General features: G+C 66.4%; 16 protein-coding genes. 6 read left to right on the forward strand and 10 right to left on the reverse strand.

Annotated elements, in window-relative coordinates; all coding sequences use genetic code 11:
* Window positions 1-18 precede the first annotated feature (18 nt).
* From ACSLUQ_RS18265 to ACSLUQ_RS18275, 3 genes are all read right to left on the reverse strand, one after another.
* Complete coding sequence (locus tag ACSLUQ_RS18265; RefSeq protein ID WP_461809327.1) at window positions 19-1,389, reverse strand: ABC1 kinase family protein; 1,371 nt, start codon at window positions 1,387-1,389, stop codon at window positions 19-21.
* A gap of 96 nt (window positions 1,390-1,485) precedes the next feature.
* Window positions 1,486-2,469 (reverse strand): heme-dependent oxidative N-demethylase family protein, encoded by a 984-nt coding sequence (locus ACSLUQ_RS18270; protein ID WP_461809328.1) that lies wholly within the window; start codon window positions 2,467-2,469, stop codon window positions 1,486-1,488.
* The gene (locus tag ACSLUQ_RS18275) at window positions 2,466-4,337 is read right to left on the reverse strand and encodes a M3 family oligoendopeptidase (RefSeq protein ID WP_461809329.1); all 1,872 of its coding nucleotides are present in this window, start codon (window positions 4,335-4,337) and stop codon (window positions 2,466-2,468) included. Before ACSLUQ_RS18275 ends, ACSLUQ_RS18270 begins: the two co-directional genes overlap by 4 nt.
* 277 nt (window positions 4,338-4,614) lie before the next feature.
* Here ACSLUQ_RS18275 and ACSLUQ_RS18280 point away from each other — a divergent pair, with 277 nt between their 5' ends.
* The 3 genes from ACSLUQ_RS18280 (at window position 4,615) to ACSLUQ_RS18290 (ending at window position 10,348) form a co-directional block, all read left to right on the forward strand.
* Window positions 4,615-6,228: a sigma-54-dependent transcriptional regulator gene (locus ACSLUQ_RS18280; protein WP_417772979.1), complete on the forward strand. Its 1,614-nt coding sequence runs from the start codon at window positions 4,615-4,617 to the stop codon at window positions 6,226-6,228.
* A gap of 122 nt (window positions 6,229-6,350) precedes the next feature.
* Window positions 6,351-8,384 carry a L,D-transpeptidase family protein gene (locus ACSLUQ_RS18285; RefSeq protein WP_461809330.1) on the forward strand — a complete coding sequence of 678 codons (2,034 nt, stop codon included), beginning with the start codon at window positions 6,351-6,353 and terminating at the stop codon, window positions 8,382-8,384.
* Between the two features lie 191 nt (window positions 8,385-8,575).
* The gene (locus ACSLUQ_RS18290) at window positions 8,576-10,348 is read left to right on the forward strand and encodes a DUF882 domain-containing protein (RefSeq protein WP_461809331.1); all 1,773 of its coding nucleotides are present in this window, start codon (window positions 8,576-8,578) and stop codon (window positions 10,346-10,348) included.
* 160 nt (window positions 10,349-10,508) lie between these two features.
* Here the strand turns inward: ACSLUQ_RS18290 and ACSLUQ_RS18295 are convergent, their stop codons facing one another.
* On the reverse strand, window positions 10,509-11,333 hold the full coding sequence (locus tag ACSLUQ_RS18295; protein WP_417772982.1) for a tetratricopeptide repeat protein: 825 nt from the start codon (window positions 11,331-11,333) through the stop codon (window positions 10,509-10,511).
* Between the two features lie 575 nt (window positions 11,334-11,908).
* Window positions 11,909-12,136: a 30S ribosomal protein S21 gene (gene rpsU, locus ACSLUQ_RS18300; protein ID WP_029059436.1), complete on the reverse strand. Its 228-nt coding sequence runs from the start codon at window positions 12,134-12,136 to the stop codon at window positions 11,909-11,911.
* A 428-nt stretch (window positions 12,137-12,564) separates the two neighbouring features.
* Here rpsU and ACSLUQ_RS18305 point away from each other — a divergent pair, with 428 nt between their 5' ends.
* Window positions 12,565-13,995, forward strand: a complete 1,431-nt coding sequence (locus ACSLUQ_RS18305; RefSeq protein WP_417772983.1) for an MATE family efflux transporter — start codon at window positions 12,565-12,567, stop codon at window positions 13,993-13,995.
* A gap of 75 nt (window positions 13,996-14,070) precedes the next feature.
* Here the strand turns inward: ACSLUQ_RS18305 and ACSLUQ_RS18310 are convergent, their stop codons facing one another.
* From ACSLUQ_RS18310 to ACSLUQ_RS18320, 3 genes are all read right to left on the reverse strand, one after another.
* On the reverse strand, window positions 14,071-15,174 hold the full coding sequence (locus tag ACSLUQ_RS18310; RefSeq protein WP_461809332.1) for a 5-(carboxyamino)imidazole ribonucleotide synthase: 1,104 nt from the start codon (window positions 15,172-15,174) through the stop codon (window positions 14,071-14,073).
* Window positions 15,175-15,186: 12 nt separating this feature from the next.
* Window positions 15,187-15,684: a 5-(carboxyamino)imidazole ribonucleotide mutase gene (purE, locus tag ACSLUQ_RS18315; RefSeq protein ID WP_417772985.1), complete on the reverse strand. Its 498-nt coding sequence runs from the start codon at window positions 15,682-15,684 to the stop codon at window positions 15,187-15,189.
* A gap of 144 nt (window positions 15,685-15,828) precedes the next feature.
* Window positions 15,829-16,038, reverse strand: coding sequence for a YdcH family protein (locus ACSLUQ_RS18320; protein WP_417772986.1), 210 nt, complete (start codon window positions 16,036-16,038; stop codon window positions 15,829-15,831).
* A 322-nt stretch (window positions 16,039-16,360) separates the two neighbouring features.
* Here ACSLUQ_RS18320 and ACSLUQ_RS18325 point away from each other — a divergent pair, with 322 nt between their 5' ends.
* On the forward strand, window positions 16,361-16,540 hold the full coding sequence (locus tag ACSLUQ_RS18325) for a YdcH family protein (protein ID WP_417772987.1): 180 nt from the start codon (window positions 16,361-16,363) through the stop codon (window positions 16,538-16,540).
* Between the two features lie 109 nt (window positions 16,541-16,649).
* On the opposite strand, the gene ACSLUQ_RS18330 is transcribed toward ACSLUQ_RS18325, so the two are convergent.
* On the reverse strand, window positions 16,650-18,287 hold the full coding sequence (locus ACSLUQ_RS18330; RefSeq protein WP_461809333.1) for an acyl-CoA synthetase: 1,638 nt from the start codon (window positions 18,285-18,287) through the stop codon (window positions 16,650-16,652).
* A 119-nt stretch (window positions 18,288-18,406) separates the two neighbouring features.
* Window positions 18,407-19,171: a sulfite exporter TauE/SafE family protein gene (locus ACSLUQ_RS18335; RefSeq protein ID WP_461809334.1), complete on the reverse strand. Its 765-nt coding sequence runs from the start codon at window positions 19,169-19,171 to the stop codon at window positions 18,407-18,409.
* Between the two features lie 287 nt (window positions 19,172-19,458).
* On the opposite strand from ACSLUQ_RS18335, the gene ACSLUQ_RS18340 reads away from it, so the two are divergent.
* Window positions 19,459-21,372: a propionyl-CoA synthetase gene (locus ACSLUQ_RS18340; protein ID WP_461809335.1), complete on the forward strand. Its 1,914-nt coding sequence runs from the start codon at window positions 19,459-19,461 to the stop codon at window positions 21,370-21,372.
* Window positions 21,373-21,462 lie beyond the last annotated feature (90 nt).

Below are 21,462 nucleotides of genomic sequence, written 5' to 3' on the forward strand. Positions count from 1 at the left end.
TTCGGGCCGCGCCTGTGATCAGGTGGCAAGGACCGCGTCGGCGAGCGCGGCGTTCTGTCGTTCCGCCACCAGACCGCCGTCGAACGCGGCGATCTGTTCGTTGAACAGGCGATGGAAATTGAGTTCGGCGCGCAGATGCAGAAACACGCCCCCGAGCCCGATGGCGGCGCGGTCCATGAAGACGAACTCGCGCGGCACCCGGACCGGGCCCTTTTCCTTCAGTGCCTGGTGCACGCGGAAAGCCTCCTTGCGGCCGTACTCCGCGGCGCTGACTCCGTCAGCGATGGAGCGCACCCGATCCGTCAGCAGCGGGCCATAGATGAAGCGTGCCCAGATGTTGAGGATCTCGATCAGGTCTCTGGTCAGGCCGGTGAAGCCCCAGCGTTCGTATGCGGAGACCACGCGTGCCTCGTCGTCTTCGAGAAGTCCCTGGTAGAGATCGACGACGCCTGCGACGAAGGAGGGCGGGAAGACGCGGATGCAGCCGTAGTCGAGCAGGTTGATGCCGGAGGGGACGCCGTCCTCGGAAAAGACGGTGTAGTTGCCCAGGTGGGGATCGCCGTGGATCACCCCGTAGTGACTGAAGGGGTGCCACCAGGCGTGGAACATCGCCTCCGCGATCCGGTTGCGATCCTCCAGGCCGTGGTCCTTGAACGACAGCAGCGGGGCGCCTTCGAGCCAGGACATGGAGAGCAGCCGGCCGGTCGACAGGTCGTCGCGCACGTCCGGGACGCGGATGCGCGGCTCGCGCGCGAAGATGCCGCGATAGACGGCCATGTGCCGCGCCTCGCGCACGTAATCGAGTTCCTCGCGGACGCGCTCGGAAATTTCCGTCGCGATCTCACGGGTGTCGATTGCGGGCTGCATCCGCCTGTGCACGGAAAACAGCAGTCCGAGTTGGCGCAGATCAGCCTCAACCGCCGAAGCCATGTCGGGGTACTGCAGCTTGCACGCAAGTGCCTCTCCGTCCGTCGCCACGGCCTTGTGCACCTGTCCGAGCGAGGCGGCTGCGGCGGGTTCCTTGTCGAAGCTTGCGAAACGTTCCTGCCAGCGTGCTCCAAGCTCGGCCTGCATGCGCCGTTTGACGAATGCCCAGCCCATCGGCGGGGCCGCGGACTGGAGCGTGGCGAGTTCGGCGGCATATTCCGGTGGGATCGCGTCGGGAATGGTGGAGAGAAGCTGGGCCACCTTCATCAGTGGCCCCTTGAGGCCGCCCAGTGCCTCGGCAAGCTCGCGCGCCTGCTTCGCGTCGTCGATCTCCATGCCGAAAACGCGCTTGCCGGCGAGTTTGGCCGCGAGACCGCCCATGTTGGCGCCAACCCGGGCATAGCGGCCGACACGGGCGCTCAGACGGTTCTGTTCGCGGTCGCGGGGCGGGCGAGATGGCATGCCTGTATCCTCGGGATTGGCGGCGGGCTTGCCCCGCGATGAAAACGTGTACGCAGCCACGGATATAGCGGATCGTCGGGCGCCGATAGGGGACGATCAGTCGCGCTGGCTCATCCCCGCCTGCGCGGCCAGGAGGCCGGCGATCCGGTCACGTTCGTCGCTCAGTCCCTTGTAGGCGAGTTGGGCGGGGTCGAGCGCCAGCAATTGTTCGCGCAGTCCGGCCGCGAGCCGCATGCCGTCGGGATGGCCGGCGAAGGCGGCAACCGGGTCGTGGTGGATCTTGATGGTGAACAGGATGTCGCCGCAACCGGGCAGGCGGCGCAGGGTCTGGCGTTCGACGCGCACATGAAGTCCCTCGCGCGGCGCTCCGTCCATCCGTGCCGCGTCGATCCGCTTCGGCTTTGGGTGATGCAGTTCGGCGCCGGAATAGAGCGACCAGTTGAGCCGCCAGCTCGGCCGGTCGACGGCGAGATTGTCGAAGATGCGGGCAACCATCTGCCCCATGCGCCCGTCGTTGAAGCCCGGGACGGTCTCGTGGATCTCGCGCATGCTGCGGCCGAACTTCTCGACCAGCGACCAGGAGGAGGGGAAGCACAGGGCGGCTGCGGCAAGCCGGTGGCCGTCCGCGCCCTTGCGCATCAGGACGAGATCCTCCTGCACGAGGCGGGCGGCGGCTGCGATCGGGGCTTCATCGGCTGCCGTTCGCGAGATCCGTCGGCCGGCGGGTGTGACAGAGATCGCGTCGCCGTCGCGATGATAGATGCCGGGAAACCGGGCAGGGAGATGGTCGAAGAGAAGATCGAGCACCTCCTGTTGCGCCGCCTGCGTTCCCGCTTCGGCGAGAAGGACGGGGGCTCCCGCCCCGGCGAGGAGCTCATCCTTGCGCGCCAGGTGTTCCGCCAGCCGGTCGTCGGGCTCGATCCAGTCGGCGAGGTCGAGCGGCATCAGCCCGACCGTGAAGGGGCGGGCTGATCCGTCGTAGGGCGTGTGAAGCAGGGGCGTGGGCGCGACGCTGCCGGCAAGGGCAGGGGGATTTGTCCCTGGCCGTTGCTCTCCGCCCGCCGCGCCCGACCCGCTCATGCGTCCATCTTTTCCAGTTCGTCGATGAAGCCGGAGATGACCGACAGGCCCTTCTGCCAGAAGGTCGGATCGGTGGCATCCAGCCCGAAGGGCGCCAGAAGCTCCGAATGGTGCTTGGTGCCGCCCGCCGAAAGCAGTGCGAAATACTTGTCCTGGAAGCCCGCTTCCGCCTCCTCGTAGACCGCGTAGAGCGAGTTCACCAGGCAGTCGCCGAAGGCATAGGCGTAGACGTAGAACGGCGAATGGATGAAGTGCGGGATGTAGGTCCAGTATGTCTCGTAGTCCTTCGACAGACGGATTGCCGGGCCGAGGCTTTCCGCCTGCACGGACATCCACATGTCGCAGAGTTCGCCGGAGGTCAGCTCGCCCTGCCGGCGGCCGGCATGGACCTTGCGTTCGAAGGTGTAGAAGGCGATCTGGCGCACGACCGTGTTGATCATGTCCTCGACCTTGCCGGCGAGCAGGATCTTGCGCTTCTGCGGTGTCTCCGCGTTGGCGAGCAGGGTCTTGAACGTCAGCATCTCGCCGAAGACGCTGGCGGTTTCGGCCAGCGTCAGCGGTGTCGGGGCCATCAATGCGCCGTTGGGGGCGGCGAGCACCTGATGAACGCCGTGGCCAAGCTCATGGGCAAGGGTCATCACGTCGCGGGTGCGGCCCTGGTAGTTGAGCAGGACATAGGGGTGGGCGCTCGGCACAGTGGGATGGGCGAAGGCGCCCGGCGCCTTGCCTTCGCGCGCCGGAGCGTCGATCCAGCCCTTGTCGAAGAAGTCGCGGGCGATGTCGGCCATCTTCGGCGAAAAGCGGCCATAGGCGCCGAGCACGGTCTCGCGCGCCTCGTCCCAGGGGATCTGGCGCGTGTCGGCGGAGGGAAGCGGCGCGTTGCGATCCCAGAAGTCGAGGCTGTCCCGGTCGAACCAGCGCGCCTTCAGCGCATAGTATCGGTGCGACAGGTCCGGATAGGCGCCGCGCACGGCCTCGACCAGGGCGTCGACGACCTCGCGCTCGACCCGGTTGGCCAGATGCCTGCTGTCGGCGATGTCCTCGAAACCGCGCCAGCGGTCGGAAATTTCCTTGTCCTTGGCGAGCGTGTTGGTGATCAGCGTGAACACCGGGAGGTTTTCCCGAAAGGTATCGGAGAGCGCATGGGCTGCGGCTTCGCGTTTTTCGCCGTCGGAATCCTGCATCAGGTTCAGCGTCGGCTCGAGCGGAAGCGTGTGTCCGTCGACGTCGAACCGCAGGCCCGCCATGGTCTCGTCGAAGAGCCTGTTCCAGGCAGCCGACCCGCTCAGCGACTTTTCATGGAAGAGCTGTTCGATGCGGTCCTCGAGCTGGAACGGGCGCGCCTTGCGGATGTCGTCGAGCCAGGGCCGGTAGTGCGCAAGATCCGGGTCGGCGGCGGCCGCGTCGAGCACCGCGTCGTCGATGCGGTTGAGTTCGAGGGCGAAGAAGATGAGATGCGTGCTTGCCGTCGTCAGCTTGTCCTGAACGTCGCCGTAGAACTTCTGCCGCACGGGGTCCGTGGTGTTGCCGGAGTAGAAGAGACCGGCATAGGAGGCGAGCCGGCCCATCAGGTCGTCGAGTGTCTCCATTTCGCGGATCGCGCCGGCAAGCTCGGTACCGGAGCGCCCGGCGATCTCGGCGAGCCTGCCCTTGTAGCGGCTCTCGAAGGCTTCCGCTTCGCGGAGGCTGCGCTCCAGGTCCGCGGCGACTTCAGGGGCCTCGTGGGAGGAATAGAGGTCGGTGAGATTCCACTCCGGCAGGTCGCCGAGCGCGCCTGCCTTCGCCGAGCCCGCCGAGGGGCCGGGGGCCGCGATGAGACGGAAGCGATCGTGGCGTTGTGTGGAAGATAGGTCGCGGGTCGACGTCATGCTCTCTCCGGAACGTTGCCGGCCGGGCCGTGCCTTGCGGGCCCGGCGGCCAGTGAATTTGTCGGCTCCCGGTCGCCCGGGATGTTGTCTCTCTGGATATAGGGGTTTGTCGCGGCGTTAAAGAGGAGAGGGCAGCGCCTGATCGTCGCTTATGCCTGCCGCCGGCGTGGCGCGCTGGCCGCGCATGGACGATTTGTTTACCGCGGCAGGACTAATCTGCCCCGAATTGAAACACCTGAGCTCCGCAACCTGGGGCTCGCATGCGAGGCCGCACGAGATGATCCCCACCAGCGGACGCATCCTCATCGCCGACGACGATCCGGTCCAGCGCCGGCTGCTGGAAGAGGCGGTGAAGCGCTTCGGCTATCGGGCGCGCTGCGTGGAAAACGGCGCGGAGGCGGTGGCGCTGCTTACCGGCCCGGAAGGCTCCGATGTCGACCTGCTGATCCTCGATCTCGTCATGCCCGAGCTTGACGGCATGGGTGTCATCGCGAGGCTGCGCGAAGCGCGGGTTGCGATTCCGATCATCGTGCAGACGGCGCATGCCGGCATCGACACGGCGGTCAACGCCATTCGCGCCGGCGCACAGGACTTTGTCGTCAAGCCGGTGTCGCCCGAGCGGCTGGAAGTGGCGATCCGCACCTTCATGCGCATGTCGGCGCTCGAGGGCGAGATCACCCGTATCCACAAGCAGTCGAGTGGCACCTTCACCTTCGACGATATCGTCACCCGATCCGAGGCGATGGACCGGGTGATCCGTGTCGGCAAGCGCGCGGCCGGTTCGCAGATCCCGGTGTTGATCGAGGGCGAATCGGGCGTTGGCAAGGAGCTGATCGCGCGCGCCATCCAGGGCACCAGTGAGCGCAAGGCGCGTCCCTTCGTCACCGTGAATTGCGGCGCGATCCCGGAAAACCTGGTGGAATCGATCCTTTTCGGGCACGAGAAGGGAGCCTTCACCGGTGCGGTCGACAAGCATGTCGGCAAGTTCCAGGAGGCCCATGGTGGCACGCTGTTTCTCGACGAGGTCGGAGAACTGCCGCCGGAGATCCAGGTGAAGCTCTTGCGGGCTCTGCAGGAAGGCGAGATCGATCCGATCGGTGGCCGCCGTCCGGTCAAGGTCGATTTCCGCCTCATCTCTGCGACGAACCGCCGGCTGATCGATCTCGTCAAGGACGGCAGCTTCCGTGAGGACCTCTACTACCGGCTCAACGTCTTCCCGCTGTGGCTGCCCCCGCTTCGCGACCGTCGCGAGGATGTTCCCGATCTTGTGCGCCACTTCCTCGCCCGTTTCGCCGCCGAGGAGGGGCGTCCGCACATCGGATCGGTGGCTCCGGATGCGGTTGCCATGCTTCAGGCCTACGACTGGCCCGGCAATATCCGCCAGCTCGAGAACGCCGTCTTCCGTGCGGTCGTGCTGTGCGAAGGCAATCACCTGACGGTGGATGATTTTCCGCAGGTCCAGTCGGCCGTGCAGCAGATGCGCTCCGGTCCGAGCCGCCCGCTCGCTTCGGGGGCGGAGCTTTCCGGCCACCAGATCTCGGCTCAGGTGTTGGCTCCGGTGATGGCGGTCCAGGCGCATCCGGTGGGGCTGTCGGGCGCGTCCGCGCGCGATACCGCCGGTGCCGCGAGCGACCCGATGATCGGCACGGCCATTCCGCTTGGCGCGGGGGACGCCGCGTCGCCCTTCGGTTTCATTCGCAGTCTCGACGAGGAAGGGCACATTCGCTCGCTCGCCGATGTCGAGGCCGACATGATCCGGGCGGCGATTGAACACTACGGCGGGCGGATGACCGAAGTCGCGCGTAGGTTGTCAATCGGGCGCTCAACTCTCTATCGCAAGTTGAAAGACTATGGCCTTGAGGCAACAGACGAGGCGGAGGCGGCAGAATAGGGGGCAGGCGCGAGCGGCTCTGCCTTGCAATGGCCGCGGCCTGCAGGCTTCCTAGGCGAATCACAGCGCAACGCCCTTCGGCCCGGTTCCTCCGGGCCCCGTGCCGACAGGAAGAGCAGTCCATGCCGTTTGCCCGCGCCACCGCCCGCCATTCCAGCCGTGTCCTGCCGGTGTCCAGCGCGCTCTCTGGCGTGAGTCGCACCGTTCTGGCAGCGGTTGCCGGGGTCGCGCTGATCTCATGCCCGGCGCTTGCCAACACTGTTGTCTCTGGCAGCGCGCCGGCGGCAGCCTCCGCCGTCGACAGCGTTGTGCCGGCGCCCGACGCCCTTCCCGAAGCGGAGGCGAGCGCGCGTGAAACGCCCGCCGAGGCACGCCTGCTGGAGCGGATGCTGCGCGAAGGCGAGGGCCTGTCGCAGGCGGACGCGGAGCTTTCCTTCGTCACTCCGGCGCGCCGCAAGGCGATCCTTTCCGTTTATCAGGCGCGGGACTTCGCGCCGCTGTGGAGCGAGCAGGCAAGCCCAAGCCTGGCGGCACGCGGCCTCCTGGTGCGCCTGCGCCATGCTGACCGGGACGGGCTGCGCCCGGCCGACTACGCGCTTCCGAAAGACCTTGCCAGCACGGCGGGCACACTCGACGAGGCCACCGCCGCGCGTTTCGACGTGCTGCTGTCGCTGGCTCTTGTCGCCTATGCCGACCATGCCCAGGCGGGACGGGTCGAGCCGGAGAGCCTGTCCAAGCTGACAACGGCGAAGCCGACCCATCCCGATATCGCGGCAGCGCTGGAAAGCATCGCCTCGGCCAGCGACCCGGTCGTCGCGCTTGACGGCTTCAACCCGCCGCAGGACGGGTTTCAGGCGCTGCGCCGCAAACTTGCAGAGCTGACCAGGCCGGGCGCGGCGGACGATCGTCCGCCGGTCGTACCGGACGGCAAGGTGCTGAAGCTTGGTGTCAGTGACGAGCGGGTCGTGGTGCTGCGACAGCGCCTAGGCCTTGCGGAGGCTCCGGACGCCGAGGCGGCGGAGCCGGTTGCGGCGGTGTCGACAGACGGCGAAACCGCGCCGCAGGACGAGGATGTCGTGCAGGCGCTGGACGCGTCGAGGACGGATCCCGCCTTCTACGATGAGCGGGTGAAGCAGGCGGTTGCGGATTTCCAGAAGGACAACGGCCTGCATCCGGACGGCGTCGTGGGCCCGCGCACGCTTCTCGCTCTCAACGCGGTCTCCGACGACGGCATGGCCGTTTCCGACGTCATCGCCAACATGGAGCGCTGGCGCTGGATGCCGCGCGATCTCGGCATGTTCCACGTCTTCGTCAACATTCCCGAGTTCAAGGCGCGCCTGATACGCGACGGGCAGCCTGTCTATGAGACCCGCGTCGTCGTCGGCAAGCCGCAGAACCAGACGCCGGTGTTCTCTGACGAGATGGACCACGTCATCGTCAATCCCTACTGGAACGTGCCGTATTCCATCGCCTCGCAGGAGCTTCTGCCGGCGGCGCGGGCGAATTCCTCCTATCTGGCGAGCCGCAACTACGAGGTCGTCTCCGGCGGGCGTGTGGTCGATGCCTCGGCCATCGACTGGAGCGGGGTAAACCTGCGCTCGGTGCGCATCCGCCAGCGGCCGGGTGGCGGCAATGCGCTCGGCAAGATCAAGTTCATGTTCCCGAACCGGCATTCGGTCTACCTGCACGACACGCCGTCGAAGAGCCTGTTTTCGCGCTCGAGCCGGGCCTTCTCGCATGGTTGCGTCAGGGTGCAGGATCCGTTCGACTTCGCCGACGCGCTTCTTCAGCTCGACCCGCGCTGGGATGCGAAGAAACTCAAGGCAATGATCGGGGGGCAGGAAAAGCGGGTCGATCTCAGCAGCCGGGTCCCGGTGCATCTGGCCTATTTCACGGCCTTCGTCGATGAGAACGGGCTGCTTCAGCGGCGCCCTGACATCTATGGACACAACGCCACGCTGACCAAGGCTCTCGGCATCGACGGCTGGCAGGACTGGCAGCGTTTCGCGGTCGTGGTTCGCCCGGCTCCGCCCGCGCCGGTTCAGGCGCGCAAGGAGACCGGCGAGAGCAGGAAGGCGGAGGCGCTGTCCATCAAGCAGCAGCGGGCTAAGCTGATGCAGCTTCGCATGCGCGGCGGCAACGACATGTATCGCTGAAGCGGCTGGCCTGGCCGGGTCATCGGGCGAAACGGCATATTTGTTGGCGCGGACAAGAGGGTTTGCCGCTTTTTTTCGGAATTGATGCGCATTTGCCACGATTTGCGCTCAATTTTGAATACGGTAAAGGCTTCTTAACCTAGGTCCCTTACATCAGTCCAATTGGGGGGCGGATGTCGGCGGCACCGCCGATGAAATATGCGAGACTGACATTGCTCGAGGCATGGTTCTCCCTGCGGGGTCTTCGCGTCTGGGCGTCTGCGATGATGATCGCGGCCGCGTGCCTGATCGCGCTTCCGTTCACGGCTTCGACAGCCGCGGCGGAGACGCGGACGCTGAAGCTCTACAACACCCACACGCATGAGCGGGTTTCGATCACGTTCAAGAAGAACGGGCGCTATGTCTCCGAGGGACTGCGCGAGCTCAACCGCTTTCTGCGCGACTGGCGCCGCAACGAGGTCACCAAGATGGACCCGGCGCTGTTCGACCTGATCTGGGAAGTCTATCGCGACGCCGGCGGCTCGGAGCCGATCCATGTCGTGTCGGGCTACCGTTCTCCCGCCACGAACAACATGCTGCGCGGTCGCTCCCGTGGCGTCGCCAAGAAAAGCCAGCATATGCGCGGCAAGGCGATGGATTTCTTCATTCCCGGCGTGAACCTCGCCAAGCTGCGCGCCACGGGCCTGCGCAAGGAAATCGGCGGTGTTGGTTTCTATCCCACGTCGCGTTCGCCTTTCGTGCACATGGACACCGGCTCGGTGCGGCACTGGCCGCGGATGACCCGGACCCAGCTTGCCCGTGTCTTCCCGCGCGGCGACACCATTCACATTCCCACCGACGGCAAGAAGATGCCGCGCTATGCGGAAGCGCTGGCGCGTCACAAGCCCGGCTCAAAGAGCTCAACGCGTACGATGGTGGCAAGTGCCGCGCCGAGCGCGTCCGTGCGTAGCTCCGGCGACCTCGAGCGTGGCGGCGCTGCCCGTCGCGCCGGCCTGTCCGGCAACCAGGGCCCGGGCCTGATCGCGCGTCTGTTTGGCGGCGACGAGGACGAGGGCGATCAGAGCGCGACGAGCGCCCCGACGCCGCCGGCCCCGATCCGCAGCCGTATTGCCGCAGCTCCCGAAGCCGCACCGGTTCCCGCTCCCGCACCCGCCGACGCGCCTCCGGGCGTGAAGGTGGCCGAGGTCGAGGCGCCGGCGACGGCGGAACCCGATCCGGTCGTCATCGCCCAGGTGCTGCCGCGCCTGAAGCCGGCGGGCTTTGCCGCCGTGGTCGCTGCTGCCCGTGCCGGCTCCGTTACACCGGGGACGCTTGAGGCGCAGGCCCAGCGTCTCGCCAGCGGCCTTCCGCCCGTCGATGCACCGGCGACCGCCGCTGAACGTCCTCTCGTTGTGGCCTCTGTGGCGCCGATTGCAAAGCCGGCTGAACTGCGGCAGGGCCCGGTTCCTCAGCAAGCCGCGCGCAGCGCCGTTCCGCGTCCTGCTCCGGCCGACGCCGCCTCGGCAATCGCCGCCGTCACTGGCGGCACCGCGCCGCAGCGCAAGCCGCAGACCGACCTCGGTGGCGCGACGCTGGCCTTCGCGCCGTCCTCGAGCATGGCGTCCGCCTCGGCGCTTCCGTCCGCGCCTGTCGGTGTACCTCAGCGGCGCGAGACCCGTGGCAAGGCCGATGCTGCCTCGCTGGCCGGCCGGCTGCCGGACCCGATCATTCGCGATCCGTTGGCCCGCTTCGCTTCGTTGCCGGATCGCTCGCTTCCCGACCTGATCTCGGGAACAGTGAACACGCGCACCTTGACCTTCGCGCAGTTGCGTCATCCGAACCAGCGTCGTCTCGAGCTGCTGCTCGCGCCGGGCGGTCGGGTCTACGCCAATCGTTTCTCGGCGGCCCATAGCTCCGGCTCTCCCCGCTCGGATCGCTTCGAGGGGCCGGCGGTGGTGATGTTGCCGGTGGTGTCCTTCCAGTAAAAGACCGTCTTCCCGGTCTCGTGTGACAACGAAAAACGCCCGCGGTCCGATCCGGACAGCGGGCGTTTTTCGTTTCGATCTCGCGGATCGCGGCAGGCCTGGATCAGCGGCCTCGGCGAGGAGATTGCGGGGCGCCGCGCGGAGCGTTCGCCCGTTCTCCTCAGCGGGCGGGCAGTGCCGCGGAGGTTCCGCGGTCGATGCGGCCGAGGCCTTCCTTGGCAATCGTGTTTGACGGGTCGATGCCGAGCGCACGGGAATAGGAGCGGCGCGCATCCTTGGTCTGGCCGGTGGTCTCGAGCGCGAAGCCACGGTTCGCCCATGCGACGGCGGAACGCGGGTCGCGGTTGACGGCATCGGAGAGATCCGAGAGCGCTGCCTTGGGATCGTTCAGCGCCAGATACGACAGGCCACGGGCGATGTAAGGCTCGGCCGCGTTCGGATCGAGACCGATGGCGGTCGCGAAGTCTTCGACGGCGCGGGTGTGGTTGCCCTGGGCCTGATAGATCAGGCCCCTGTTGTGGAAGGCGCGGGCATTGCTCGAATCAAGCGCGATCGCGGCATTGAAGTCGGCCAGCGCCAGATCGTTGCGCCCGAGCGAACGATAGGCATTGCCCCGCCCGACGAGCGCGGCGTCATAGTCCGGCTTGATGCGCAGGGCCGCGCTGTAATCGTTGACGGCCGCCTGCAGATTGCCCATGCGCCGGTAGACGAGAGCCCGGTTCGCATAGGACTGGTAGGAGTTTGGCTCAAGCTTCAGCGCGGTGTTGAAGTCGGCGATGGCCTGGTCGTAGCGGCCGGCGCGTCCGTAGGCGATGCCCCGGGTGTTGTAGGCGCTGGCGTCGCGCGGATTCGATTCAATGACAGCGTTGAGGGAATCGATGTTGGCGGTCGAGCCGGCCGACTGGTCGATCTGGACGCCGTTGGAAAAATTCGAGGACTGGCAGCCGGCAAGCGCCAGCCCGCCCGCCAGGAGCGCCGCGAGCATCGTAGGGCGAGGTCTGTCGGCGCTCCGGAAATCGGTGCGCCGGGCATCCGCCTCGATGAAAAAATCAGCCCGCGCTGTCGCTTTCCGCATTGCCGCTCCTGCCCCTTGGCTCCTGTCGCACGAAGATCAGCCGTGCCTTGCCCGTTTGCCGTCATCACATGCCGGGCGAAAGCCGTTCGTCGCTGCCACCCATCCTGAACACACATAATGACCGATTCGGGCCGAAACCCGACAGTACGCAGGGCGCGCCGTTGTAACGCCACAAACGCAAACGGACCAACCGCGTAGCGGATTGGCCCGTCTGAAACGTATCATGTTGCGGCGAGCCGCCCGTATGGCTCGCGTCGGCACGCGAGACGGGATATCGGCACCGACTGACCGGTAGGCCTGTGACGTATTCCGCCGCAGCCCTGGCCACGTTCGCGAGAACACGTGCCACCGAGGTAGCCCGCTGCGCAAACACTGCCAAGTTCCGTCCCTGAGAACGGACATGGCGTGGTCGCACGTTGTCCTGGAAACGCTTGAGGCAACCCCCGCATCACCGCGCCGCCCGTGCAGGCAGCGCAGAAAGGCGATTAGCGGCGGGGAGCCTTGCTCGGCAGCAGACCTTCGCGCTGGGCGCGCTTGCGCGCCAGCTTGCGAGCGCGGCGCACGGCCTCGGCCTTTTCGCGAGCCTTCTTTTCGGAAGGCTTCTCGTAGTGGCCGCGAAGCTTCATCTCGCGAAAGATGCCTTCGCGCTGCATTTTCTTCTTCAGCGCCTTGAGCGCTTGATCGACATTGTTGTCGCGGACCAGAACCTGCACGCGTTTCTTTCCCATCAAGTTTGCACGAGATGCTGCAAGGCATCCGGCGCTGGATCTCGTTCAGTGTGATTCGGAAGCGAAACCGGACGAAGTCGAAACAGACCACCATCCGTAAGGGGCAGCCGTTGCACATGATGCCGGCGGCGCCGCTTTCACGTCGCTAATCAGGTGGGTTAGTTAGCAGAGGAGTTCCGGCTTGTCCACCGCCATGAGTGGCGAAATTGCCGCTTTTCGCGCGCTTGCGGGCTTCATTGTCGCCAGCAGGGGGCGGGCAAAGCGCGGGGAACGCGCCCTTCCACCCGCCAGCCTCGCGGGTGGACATATGCGGTTGGCGGGGATACCAGACACCAACGGATCGCAGTCGGGTCCGGGCGGCCGGCGGCGCGCGAGTTTGCGCTTCGCGACGGCCATTTCTCGGAGTTGATGACATGGCGGATGCACCGTCGCAATCCACCTTTGGCGGCGGCTCGCCCGGCCAGCCGGAACCGGGCGGCAGTCCGCGGAACTGGTCTGAGTACTGGCGCTGCGAGCTTCGCCCGACGCTGTCGCTCGGCTTGCCCATGGCCGGGGCGCAGGTCGCGCAGATTGCCGTCAACACCACCGACGTCCTGATGATCGGCTGGCTCGGGGCGACCGAGCTTGCCGCCGCTGTGCTCGCGTTCAATCTCTACATCGTGGTCTGGCTCTTTGGTATTGGCGTGCTGCAGGCGGTCATTCCGCTCGCGGCGCGGGCCCGGGGCCAGAAGCGGCCGCGCGATCTGCGCCGTGCCGTGCGCATGGGCTTCTGGTTCGTGGCGATCTACTCGCTGCCGGTGATGGTGCTTCTCTGGTTCACGGAGGACCTGCTGCTGGCGTTGGGTCAGGCGCCGGACGTTGCCGCGCTGTCGGGCCAATATATGCAGGTGATGCTCTTCGGCTTTATGCCCTCGTTGATGACCATGGCGCTGCGCAGTTTCATCTCGGTGATGGAGAAGGCGCAGGTGGTGCTCTGGGCGACTATCGCCGGCGCGATCGCCAATGCGATCTTCGATTATTGCCTGATCTTCGGCCATTTCGGCATGCCGCGCCTGGAACTCATCGGTGCGGGCATCGCCTCCGTTGGAACGGCTACGGTGACCTTCCTGCTGCTTGTCGTCTGGTCGGCGCGTGACCGCCAGCTTCGCCGCTATGCCATTTTCGGCCGCATCTGGCGCTCGGACTGGCCGAAGCTGGCCGAGATCGTCCGGCTCGGCTGGCCCATCGCCGTGACGCTGCTGATGGAAGTTGCGCTCTTTTCCGCTTCATCGGTGATGATGGGGTGGATCGGAACGATCCAGCTTGCCGCCCATGGCATTGCCCTGCAGCTTGCCTCGATCACCTTCATGGTTCCGCTCGGCCTTGGCCAGGCGGCGATGATCCGCATCGGGCTTGCCGCGGGACGGCGCGACCTGGGCGCTGTCGGGCGGGCAGGCTGGACGGCGCTTGCCGTTTCGGGTGCGTTCATGGGCGTTTGCGCCATCATGCTGTGGGTCATGCCGGAACCCTTCGTGCGGTTGTTCCTCGATCTGAGAAATCCCGACGCCATGCAGGTGCTGACGATCGGCATCAGCTTCGTGTTCATGGCCGCGCTGTTCCAGATCTTCGACGGAGCGCAGGTGGTTGCCGGCAACATCTTGCGCGGGCTTTCCGACACCAAGGTTCCGATGGTGATCGCCGTCATCGGGTATTGGGGCGTCGGTTTCACGCTTGCCTATGTGCTGGGCTTCACGCTCGATTTCGGCGGACTTGGCATCTGGGCCGGTCTTGCGAGCGGGCTGGCCCTTGTCGCCGTCGTTTCGATCTGGCGTTTCGCGCAGCGCGAACGCTACGGTCTCATCTAGCGGCGGGCGTGCCGCGACATGAAAAAGGCCGGCGCATCATCGCCGGCCTTTTTTGTGTTCAGGGTGCGGTTGCCGTCAGGCGCGCAGCGGGCGCAGCCAGTTGACGTGGCCCATCTTGCGGCCCGGGCGGGTCTCGGCCTTGCCGTAGAGGTGCAGGCAGGCATCCGGCTCGGCCAGGATTCCGGCCCAGCCGTCGACCTCGTCGCCGATCAGGTTTTCCATCACGACGTCCGAATGCCGTTCGGCACTGCCGAGCGGCAGCCCGGCAACGGCGCGCATGTGCTGTTCGAACTGCGAGACATGGCATGCGGCCTCAGTCCAGTGACCGGAGTTGTGCACGCGCGGGGCGATCTCGTTGACGAGGATGCGGTGGGCGCTTCCCTGCGGGAGCACGAAGAGCTCGACGCCGATGACGCCAACGTAGTCGAGCTTGTCGCAGACCGCCTCGGCAAGCCCGCGCGCCTCGGCGGCAAGCCCACCATCGATCTGCGCCGGCACGGTCGAGGTCTTGAGAATATGGTCGCGGTGAATGTTCTCCGCCACGTCATAGGCGCGCAGGGTGCCGTCCATGCCACGGGCCGCGATCACCGATACCTCGCGCTCGAACGGGACGAAGGCCTCCAGGATCGCAGGTGCCCGGCCGATCCGCTCGAACGCGCCGACGGCGTCCTGGGGGGTGCGCAGCAGGGTCTGGCCCTTGCCGTCGTAGCCCATGCGCCGTGTCTTGAGGATGCCCTTGCCACCAAGCCTTTCGAGCGCGGGAGCCACCGCGGCGGCCTCGTCGATGGCAATGAAACCGGCGACCGGGATGCCGGCCTCGCGCAAGAAGGTCTTTTCGTGAAGCCGGTCCTGCGAGACGGCAAGCGGGCGGGGGCCCGGGCGCACGGCCACCCGTGCAGCCAGATGGGCCGCGGTGGGGCCGGGCACGTTCTCGAATTCGTAGGTCACCACATCGACCGATGACGCGAAGAGCTCCAGCGCCGCGGTGTCGTCGTAGCCGGCGATCGTATAGGTCGTGGCCACGTCGAAGGCCGGGCTTTCCGGGTCAGGGCAATAGACATGCGTCTTCAGACCGAGCGGAGCGGCGGCAAGCGCCAGCATGCGACCGAGCTGGCCGCCGCCTAGAATACCGATCGTGTCGCCGGGCACGAGCCGGCGGGTGTCGAGAGAATCGCTCATCGTGGGTTCCGGTCAGTCTTCGTCGACGGGTCGTTCGGCGACGGCATCGCGCTGGCGGGCGCGCCAGTCGTCGAGCCGCGCGGCGAGGCCGGCGTCGGTGAGGGCAAGGACGGATGCCGCCAGCAAGGCCGCATTGACCGCGCCCGCGCGGCCGATGGCCAGAGTGCCGACTGGAATGCCGGCTGGCATCTGGACGATGGAGAGGAGGCTGTCCTGTCCCTTGAGGGCGCGGGATTCGATCGGCACGCCGAAGACCGGAAGCGGGGTCATCGAGGCGGCCATGCCCGGCAGGTGCGCGGCGCCGCCAGCGCCGGCGATCACCACCTTGAACCCGGCGTCCCGTGCCGTGCGGGCAAAGTCGAACAGTCGCTCAGGGGTGCGGTGGGCGGAGACGATGCGGGCGTCGTGGGAAACGCCGAGCGCGTCGAGCGTCTCGGCCGCATGCTTCATCGTCGGCCAGTCGGACTGGCTCCCCATGATGATGGCGACCTGCGGCGTCTTGTCTGTCATGCCCACCCCTTGGATGTCGTGGCCCCTCGGGCCCTCAGGAAGGCTCCGCACTATAGGCAGCACGCGCCCGCACGCAAGGGCGAAGCGCGGCCGCGATGCGCGGCGGGTACCCCGTGTGCGCTCTGAAAGCCGGGGATGACGTTTTCAGGCGATGATGTCGGGCAGGAGCCTGTCCTCAAGGGTCGTGATGCGATCCTTGATGCAGAGCTTCTTCTTCTTCAGCCGCTGAAGTTGCAATGCGTCAGAGCGGCCGGTCTGTGTCATGGCGTCGATCGCCATATCGAGATCCCGGTGCTCCTGTCTGAGCTTCGCCAGCTCGATACGCACCACCTTGTCATCGAGCTCGCTGCTCATCGTCGCATCCATGCCGCCACTCCATACGCCGTGCGCCAAATATGCCATGACGGGTCACCGGGCACCACATCCTGCCGCAGGCGCGGCAATGCCGGAGAGTTCTCTGCGCCATGATGTCGCGCCACGGCCCGTCCTGAGTTGGAGGATAGCGCGAGGACGGCGCGAAAGGTAGGGGAATGCCGCGCCGCACGCGATGTCTCGCGTTTTTGCCTCTACGGAAAGAATTGGCTAACGCAGCCTTCGGACGGCGACCTGAACCGTTCGACAGCCTCGTTTTCCTGTGTCACACTCCTGTCGTCAACGCGAAGACAAGGAGGAATAAATGTCCCTTCAGTCGCATCTCGTCGAACTGCAGAAGCGTCACTCCGACCTCGAGCGCAAGCTTGAGGAAGCGATGCGCCACCCGAGTTCGGATTCACTCGAGATAGCCTCGCTCAAGCGTCGTAAACTACAGCTCAAGGACGAGATCGCGAGGATCAACTCCTCCGCGACAATTCACTGAAGTCACGCCTTGACGACAGTTGGCCTTCTTCCCCCCGATGAAGGCCCAGAAGACCAGAAGCCGCGGCATAGCCGCGGCTTTTGTCTTTGTGGGACGGTGACTTTCCGGGTCAGACGGAGCGGGCCATTTCGCGCAGCACGAACTTCTGGATCTTGCCGGTGGAGGTCTTCGGCAGTTCGGTGAAGACAACGGTGCGGGGCACCTTGTAGCTGGCCAGATGCGTGCGGCAGAAGGCGATGAGTTCCTCCGCGCTCACGCTGGCATCCTGCAGAAGCTCGACGAAGGCGCAAGGCGTCTCGCCCCACTTCTCGTCGGGTTTGGCGACAACGGCGGCCCCGAGCACGTCCGGGTGCCTGAACAGCGCTTCCTCCACCTCGATGGAGGAAATGTTCTCGCCGCCGGAAATGATGATGTCCTTGGAGCGGTCCTTGAGCTGGATGTAGCCGTCCTCGTGCAACACGCCGAGGTCGCCGGAGTGGAACCAGCCGCCGGCGAAGGCCTCCGCCGTCGCGTCCGGGTTCTTCAGATAGCCCTTCATCACCACGTTGCCGCGGAACATGACCTCGCCGAGCGTCTCGCCGTCGGCGGGCACCGGCTCCATCGTCAGCGGATCGCGCACGCTCAGGCCTTCGAGGGCCACGTAGCGCACACCCTGGCGGGCCTTCAGCGCGGCCTGCTCGGCCGCGGGGCGCTGGTTCCATTCGCCCTTCCATTCGTTGACGACGGCCGGGCCGTAGACCTCGGTGAGGCCGTAGAGATGCGTGACGTTGAAGCCCGCCTCGCGCATCGCGGCGAGCACGGATTCAGGAGGCGGGGCGGCAGCGGTGAAAAAGTCCACCGCCCGGCCCTCGAGGTCGCGTTTGTCGGACTCGGGCGCGTTGAGCAGCGTCGACATGACAACGGGCGCGCCGCACAGATGGGTGACGCCTTCCTCCGCGATCAGGTCCCAGATCGGTTTCGGACGAACCCAGCGCAGGCAGACATGGGTGCCCGCCACAACCGAGATCGACCAGGGGAAGCACCAGCCGTTGCAGTGGAACATCGGCAGCGTCCACAGGTACACCGGGTGGCGCCCCATCGCGGCGGTAAGGATGTTCGCCTGGGCCAGCAGGTAGGCGCCGCGATGATGGTAGACGACGCCCTTCGGGTTGCCGGTGGTGCCGGAGGTGTAGTTGAGCGAGATCGCGTCCCACTCGTCCTCGGGCAGCGACCAGGCGAAGTCCGCGTCACCCGAGGCGACGAACTCCTCGTAGTCGCGGCTGCCGAGTTTCTCTCCCGTTTGCGGGAATTCCAGGTCGTCATAGTCGATGACGACCGGCTTCACCGTGGCAAGCGCCAGGGCTTCCTTCATGACCGGCGCGAATTCCCGGTCGGTGATGATGAGCTTCGTCTCGGCATGGTCGAGCTGGAAGGCGATGACCGCCGCATCGAGGCGCGTGTTGAGCGAATGCAGCACCGCCCCGGTCATCGGCACGCCATAGTGCGCCTCGAGCATCGGAGGGGTGTTGGAGAGCATGGCCGTCACCGTGTCGTTCTTGCCGATGCCCTGGCGGGCCAGGGCCGAGGCGAGCTTGCGCGCGCGCTCGTAGAACTCAGCGTAGGTGCGGCGCTGGCGTCCGTGGACGATGGCGACCTGCTGGGGAAAGATGTCTGCGGCGCGCGCCAGGAAGCTGAGAGGCGAAAGCGGCGTGTGATTCGCCAGGCATTTGTCGAGATCGCGCGTGTACGGATTGCCGGTTGCGGCCATGTGGTGTCCCTCGCTGCCGGTGTCCTGTCGCCCCGGCTTCGTCTTTTCCTTGCAGGTCAACAAAGCCGCAAAAGCACCGCACTTTCAACCGGTACCATTGGCTGGTGTGGTTTGCACCGTCAGGCGAGGATGCCGACGATCCCGTCCCACAGCAGCTTGCAGCCGATGATGCCGACCGCCGCATAGGTGATCCGGTAAAACAGGGCGGCGTTCACCCGCTTCACCAGCCAGACGCCGGCCAGCGTCGCGAGCGGGGCAAGCGGCAGCAGCACGGCCGAGGTGGCGAGGTTCTCCGCGTCGAACTGGCCGAGCGCGGCATAGGGAATGAGCTTGATCGCATTCATGGTGGTGAAGAACACGACGGAGGTGCCGGCCAGGCGCACCGGGTCCAGCCGTAACGGCAGCATGTAGATCTGGTAGGGCGGGCCACCGGTGTGGCTGACGAAGCTGGTGAAGCCCGACACCATGCCCCAGAAGCGCCCGACCCACGGGCGATGCGGGCGCGGCTCGGTCGCGCGCGCGCGACCGACGAAGGCATTGAGCGCGAACAGCACGGCGACGATGCCGACGAGCAGGCGCACATGCGCGTCGCTGACCACGGCGGCCGTGAAATAGCCGACCGTGATGCCGATCAGGGCGCCCGGCAGCAGGATCCTGAGGCTCTCCTTGTCGAAGTTGCGCCAATAGGCAATGAGCCCAGACCAGTCCATGACGACGAGGATCGGCAGCATGATGCCGGCCGCCTGCACTGGAGGAATGAAGAGGCTCATCAGCGGTACGCCGAGCAGGGACAGCGGTCCGCCGAACCCGCCCTTGGCGAGCCCCACGAGCAGGACCGCCGGAATGGCGGTCATGTAGAATGTCGGATCTGAGATCGGGTGCACGAAGGCTGTGTCCGGATGGGCGGCGTGCCGCTGGGAGGAGGGCGATTTGCCGGCGCCATCCTAAGCCCGGCTGTCGTTGCTAAGCAAATCTCCCTATCGCCGAACGTCTGAGCGGGCAAGGCTTGCCTTTGCGAGGCTCCTCTTGGCACAACAGGAACCGTCGGCTGCCGGAGGGGCGCCCGCCTGTGGGCGGGTGGCGGGATATCGGACGACACGAGGGCGGGCCGGTTCGCGGGCCAGCCGGGAGACGAAGCGCCGGCGACAATCCGGCAGGGAGGATGACGACGATGGCCAGCCGCTATCACGAGATCTATCAGGCATGGCAGCGCGATCCGGAGGGCTTCTGGGCCGGAGCCGCCGCCGAGATCGACTGGTTCAAGCCCTGGGACAAGGTCTTCGATCCCGAGCTTGGCAGCTACGGCCAGTGGTTCGCCGGGGCGGAGTGCAACACCTGCTACAATTGCCTCGACCGGCATGTGGAGCGGGGTCGCCCGGGTCAGCCGGCGATCATCTACGACAGCCCGATCACCGGCCGAAAAGCGGTTTACAGCTATCAGGAGACGCTTGACCGGGTGAATGCGATCGCCTCGGTGCTTGCCGATCACGGCGTCGAGAAGGGTGACCGGGTCATTGTCTACATGCCGATGATCCCGGAGGCGTTGATGACGATGCTCGCCTGCGCGCGGCTGGGCGCGGTTCATTCCGTGGTGTTCGGCGGTTTTGCCGCCAACGAGTTGGCCACCCGCATCGACGACGCCAGGCCGAAGGCCATCGTCGCCGCCTCCTGCGGCATCGAGCCTGGCCGGATCGTCGCCTACAAGCCGCTTCTCGACGAAGCGATCCGGCTCGCCGCGCACAAGCCCGAGGGCTGCTTTGTGTTCCAGCGCGCGGAGGCCCAGGCTGAACTGGCCGAGGCCCGCGACCGCGACATGGGGACGCTGATGGAGGCTGCGCTCGCGCAGGGGCGCGAGGTCGCCTGCGTTCCGGTGAAGGCGACCGACCCGCTCTATATCCTCTACACGTCCGGCACCACCGGTCAGCCGAAGGGCGTCGTGCGCGACAACGGCGGCCATATGGTCGCGCTCAAGTGGTCGATGACGAACCTCTATGGCGTCGAGCCGGGAGAGGTGTTCTGGACCGCCTCGGATGTCGGCTGGGTCGTCGGGCATTCCTACATTCTCTATGCGCCGCTGCTTCAAGGGGCGACCACGGTCGTCTTCGAGGGCAAGCCGGTGGGCACGCCGGACGCCGGCGTCTTCTGGCGGGTGGTCAGCGAGCACAATGTCGTGGCGCTCTTCACCGCGCCAACGGCCTTCCGGGCGATCAAGAAGGAAGACCCGTCCGGCAGGCTGATCGGTGACTATGATCTTTCCTTGTTCCGCACGCTGTTTCTCGCCGGGGAGCGCGCCGATCCGGACACCATCGTCTGGGCGGAGGAAAAGCTCGGTGTGCCGGTCGTCGATCACTGGTGGCAGACGGAAACGGGCTGGGCCATTGCCGGCAATCCGGTCGGGCTCGGGATGCTGCCGGTCAAATACGGATCTCCGACAGTGCCGATGCCGGGATACGACGTGCACATCCTGGACGACGCCGGCCATCCGCTGCCGGCCGGCGCGCTTGGCAACGTGGTCGTCAAGCTGCCGTTGCCGCCGGGCTGCCTGCCGACGCTGTGGCATGCGCCGCAGCGCTTCCACGACAGCTATCTCGCCGAGTTCCCCGGCTTCTACAAGACGGCCGACGCCGGGGTCATGGACGAGGATGGCTATCTCTTCATCATGTCGCGCACCGACGACATCATCAATGTCGCCGGCCACCGCCTGTCCACCGGGGCGATGGAAGAGGTTCTGGCGAGCCATCCCGATGTTGCCGAGTGTGCCGTCGTCGGCATCGCCGACGCGCTGAAGGGGCAGGCGCCGTGCGGTTTCGTAGTGCTGAAGGCTGGCGTCGAGCGTTCGCACGGAGAGATCGAGGTCGAACTCGTGCGTCTGGTGCGCGAGCGCATCGGTCCGGTCGCCGCCTTCAAGCTGGCGCTCACCGTCGAACGGCTGCCCAAGACCCGCTCCGGCAAGATCCTGCGCGCGACCATGCGCCAGATCGCCGACGGGACCGAGGTCCGGATGCCGGCGACCATCGACGATCCGGCCATTCTGGAGGAGATCGAGGAGGCGCTGCGCGACCGGGGCATCGTCGTGGGGGGCTGAAACGCTGCGGCGGGCCCCATCGACAGGGCGGTCCGCTCGGCCTATGGTCGCCGCAATGATCCGGTGCGCGTCACCCGCGCGCCGGGCCAG

The organism is Stappia sp. ICDLI1TA098 (assembly GCF_054880955.1).

Bases quoted from the DNA above. Each gene is read 5' to 3' on its own strand.
- ACSLUQ_RS18340 (WP_461809335.1), top strand. From the start codon at position 19,459: ATGGCCAGCCGCTATCACGAGATCTATCAGGCATGGCAGCGCGATCCG.
- ACSLUQ_RS18320 (WP_417772986.1), bottom strand. From the start codon at position 16,038: ATGAGCAGCGAGCTCGATGACAAGGTGGTGCGTATCGAGCTGGCGAAG.
- ACSLUQ_RS18325 (WP_417772987.1), top strand. From the start codon at position 16,361: ATGTCCCTTCAGTCGCATCTCGTCGAACTGCAGAAGCGTCACTCCGAC.
- ACSLUQ_RS18305 (WP_417772983.1), top strand. From the start codon at position 12,565: ATGGCGGATGCACCGTCGCAATCCACCTTTGGCGGCGGCTCGCCCGGC.
- ACSLUQ_RS18285 (WP_461809330.1), top strand. From the start codon at position 6,351: ATGCCGTTTGCCCGCGCCACCGCCCGCCATTCCAGCCGTGTCCTGCCG.
- ACSLUQ_RS18310 (WP_461809332.1), bottom strand. From the start codon at position 15,174: ATGAGCGATTCTCTCGACACCCGCCGGCTCGTGCCCGGCGACACGATC.
- ACSLUQ_RS18290 (WP_461809331.1), top strand. From the start codon at position 8,576: ATGAAATATGCGAGACTGACATTGCTCGAGGCATGGTTCTCCCTGCGG.
- ACSLUQ_RS18295 (WP_417772982.1), bottom strand. From the start codon at position 11,333: ATGCTCGCGGCGCTCCTGGCGGGCGGGCTGGCGCTTGCCGGCTGCCAG.
- purE (WP_417772985.1), bottom strand. From the start codon at position 15,684: ATGACAGACAAGACGCCGCAGGTCGCCATCATCATGGGGAGCCAGTCC.
- ACSLUQ_RS18275 (WP_461809329.1), bottom strand. From the start codon at position 4,337: ATGACGTCGACCCGCGACCTATCTTCCACACAACGCCACGATCGCTTC.
- ACSLUQ_RS18265 (WP_461809327.1), bottom strand. From the start codon at position 1,389: ATGCCATCTCGCCCGCCCCGCGACCGCGAACAGAACCGTCTGAGCGCC.
- ACSLUQ_RS18270 (WP_461809328.1), bottom strand. From the start codon at position 2,469: ATGAGCGGGTCGGGCGCGGCGGGCGGAGAGCAACGGCCAGGGACAAAT.
- ACSLUQ_RS18280 (WP_417772979.1), top strand. From the start codon at position 4,615: ATGATCCCCACCAGCGGACGCATCCTCATCGCCGACGACGATCCGGTC.
- ACSLUQ_RS18330 (WP_461809333.1), bottom strand. From the start codon at position 18,287: ATGGCCGCAACCGGCAATCCGTACACGCGCGATCTCGACAAATGCCTG.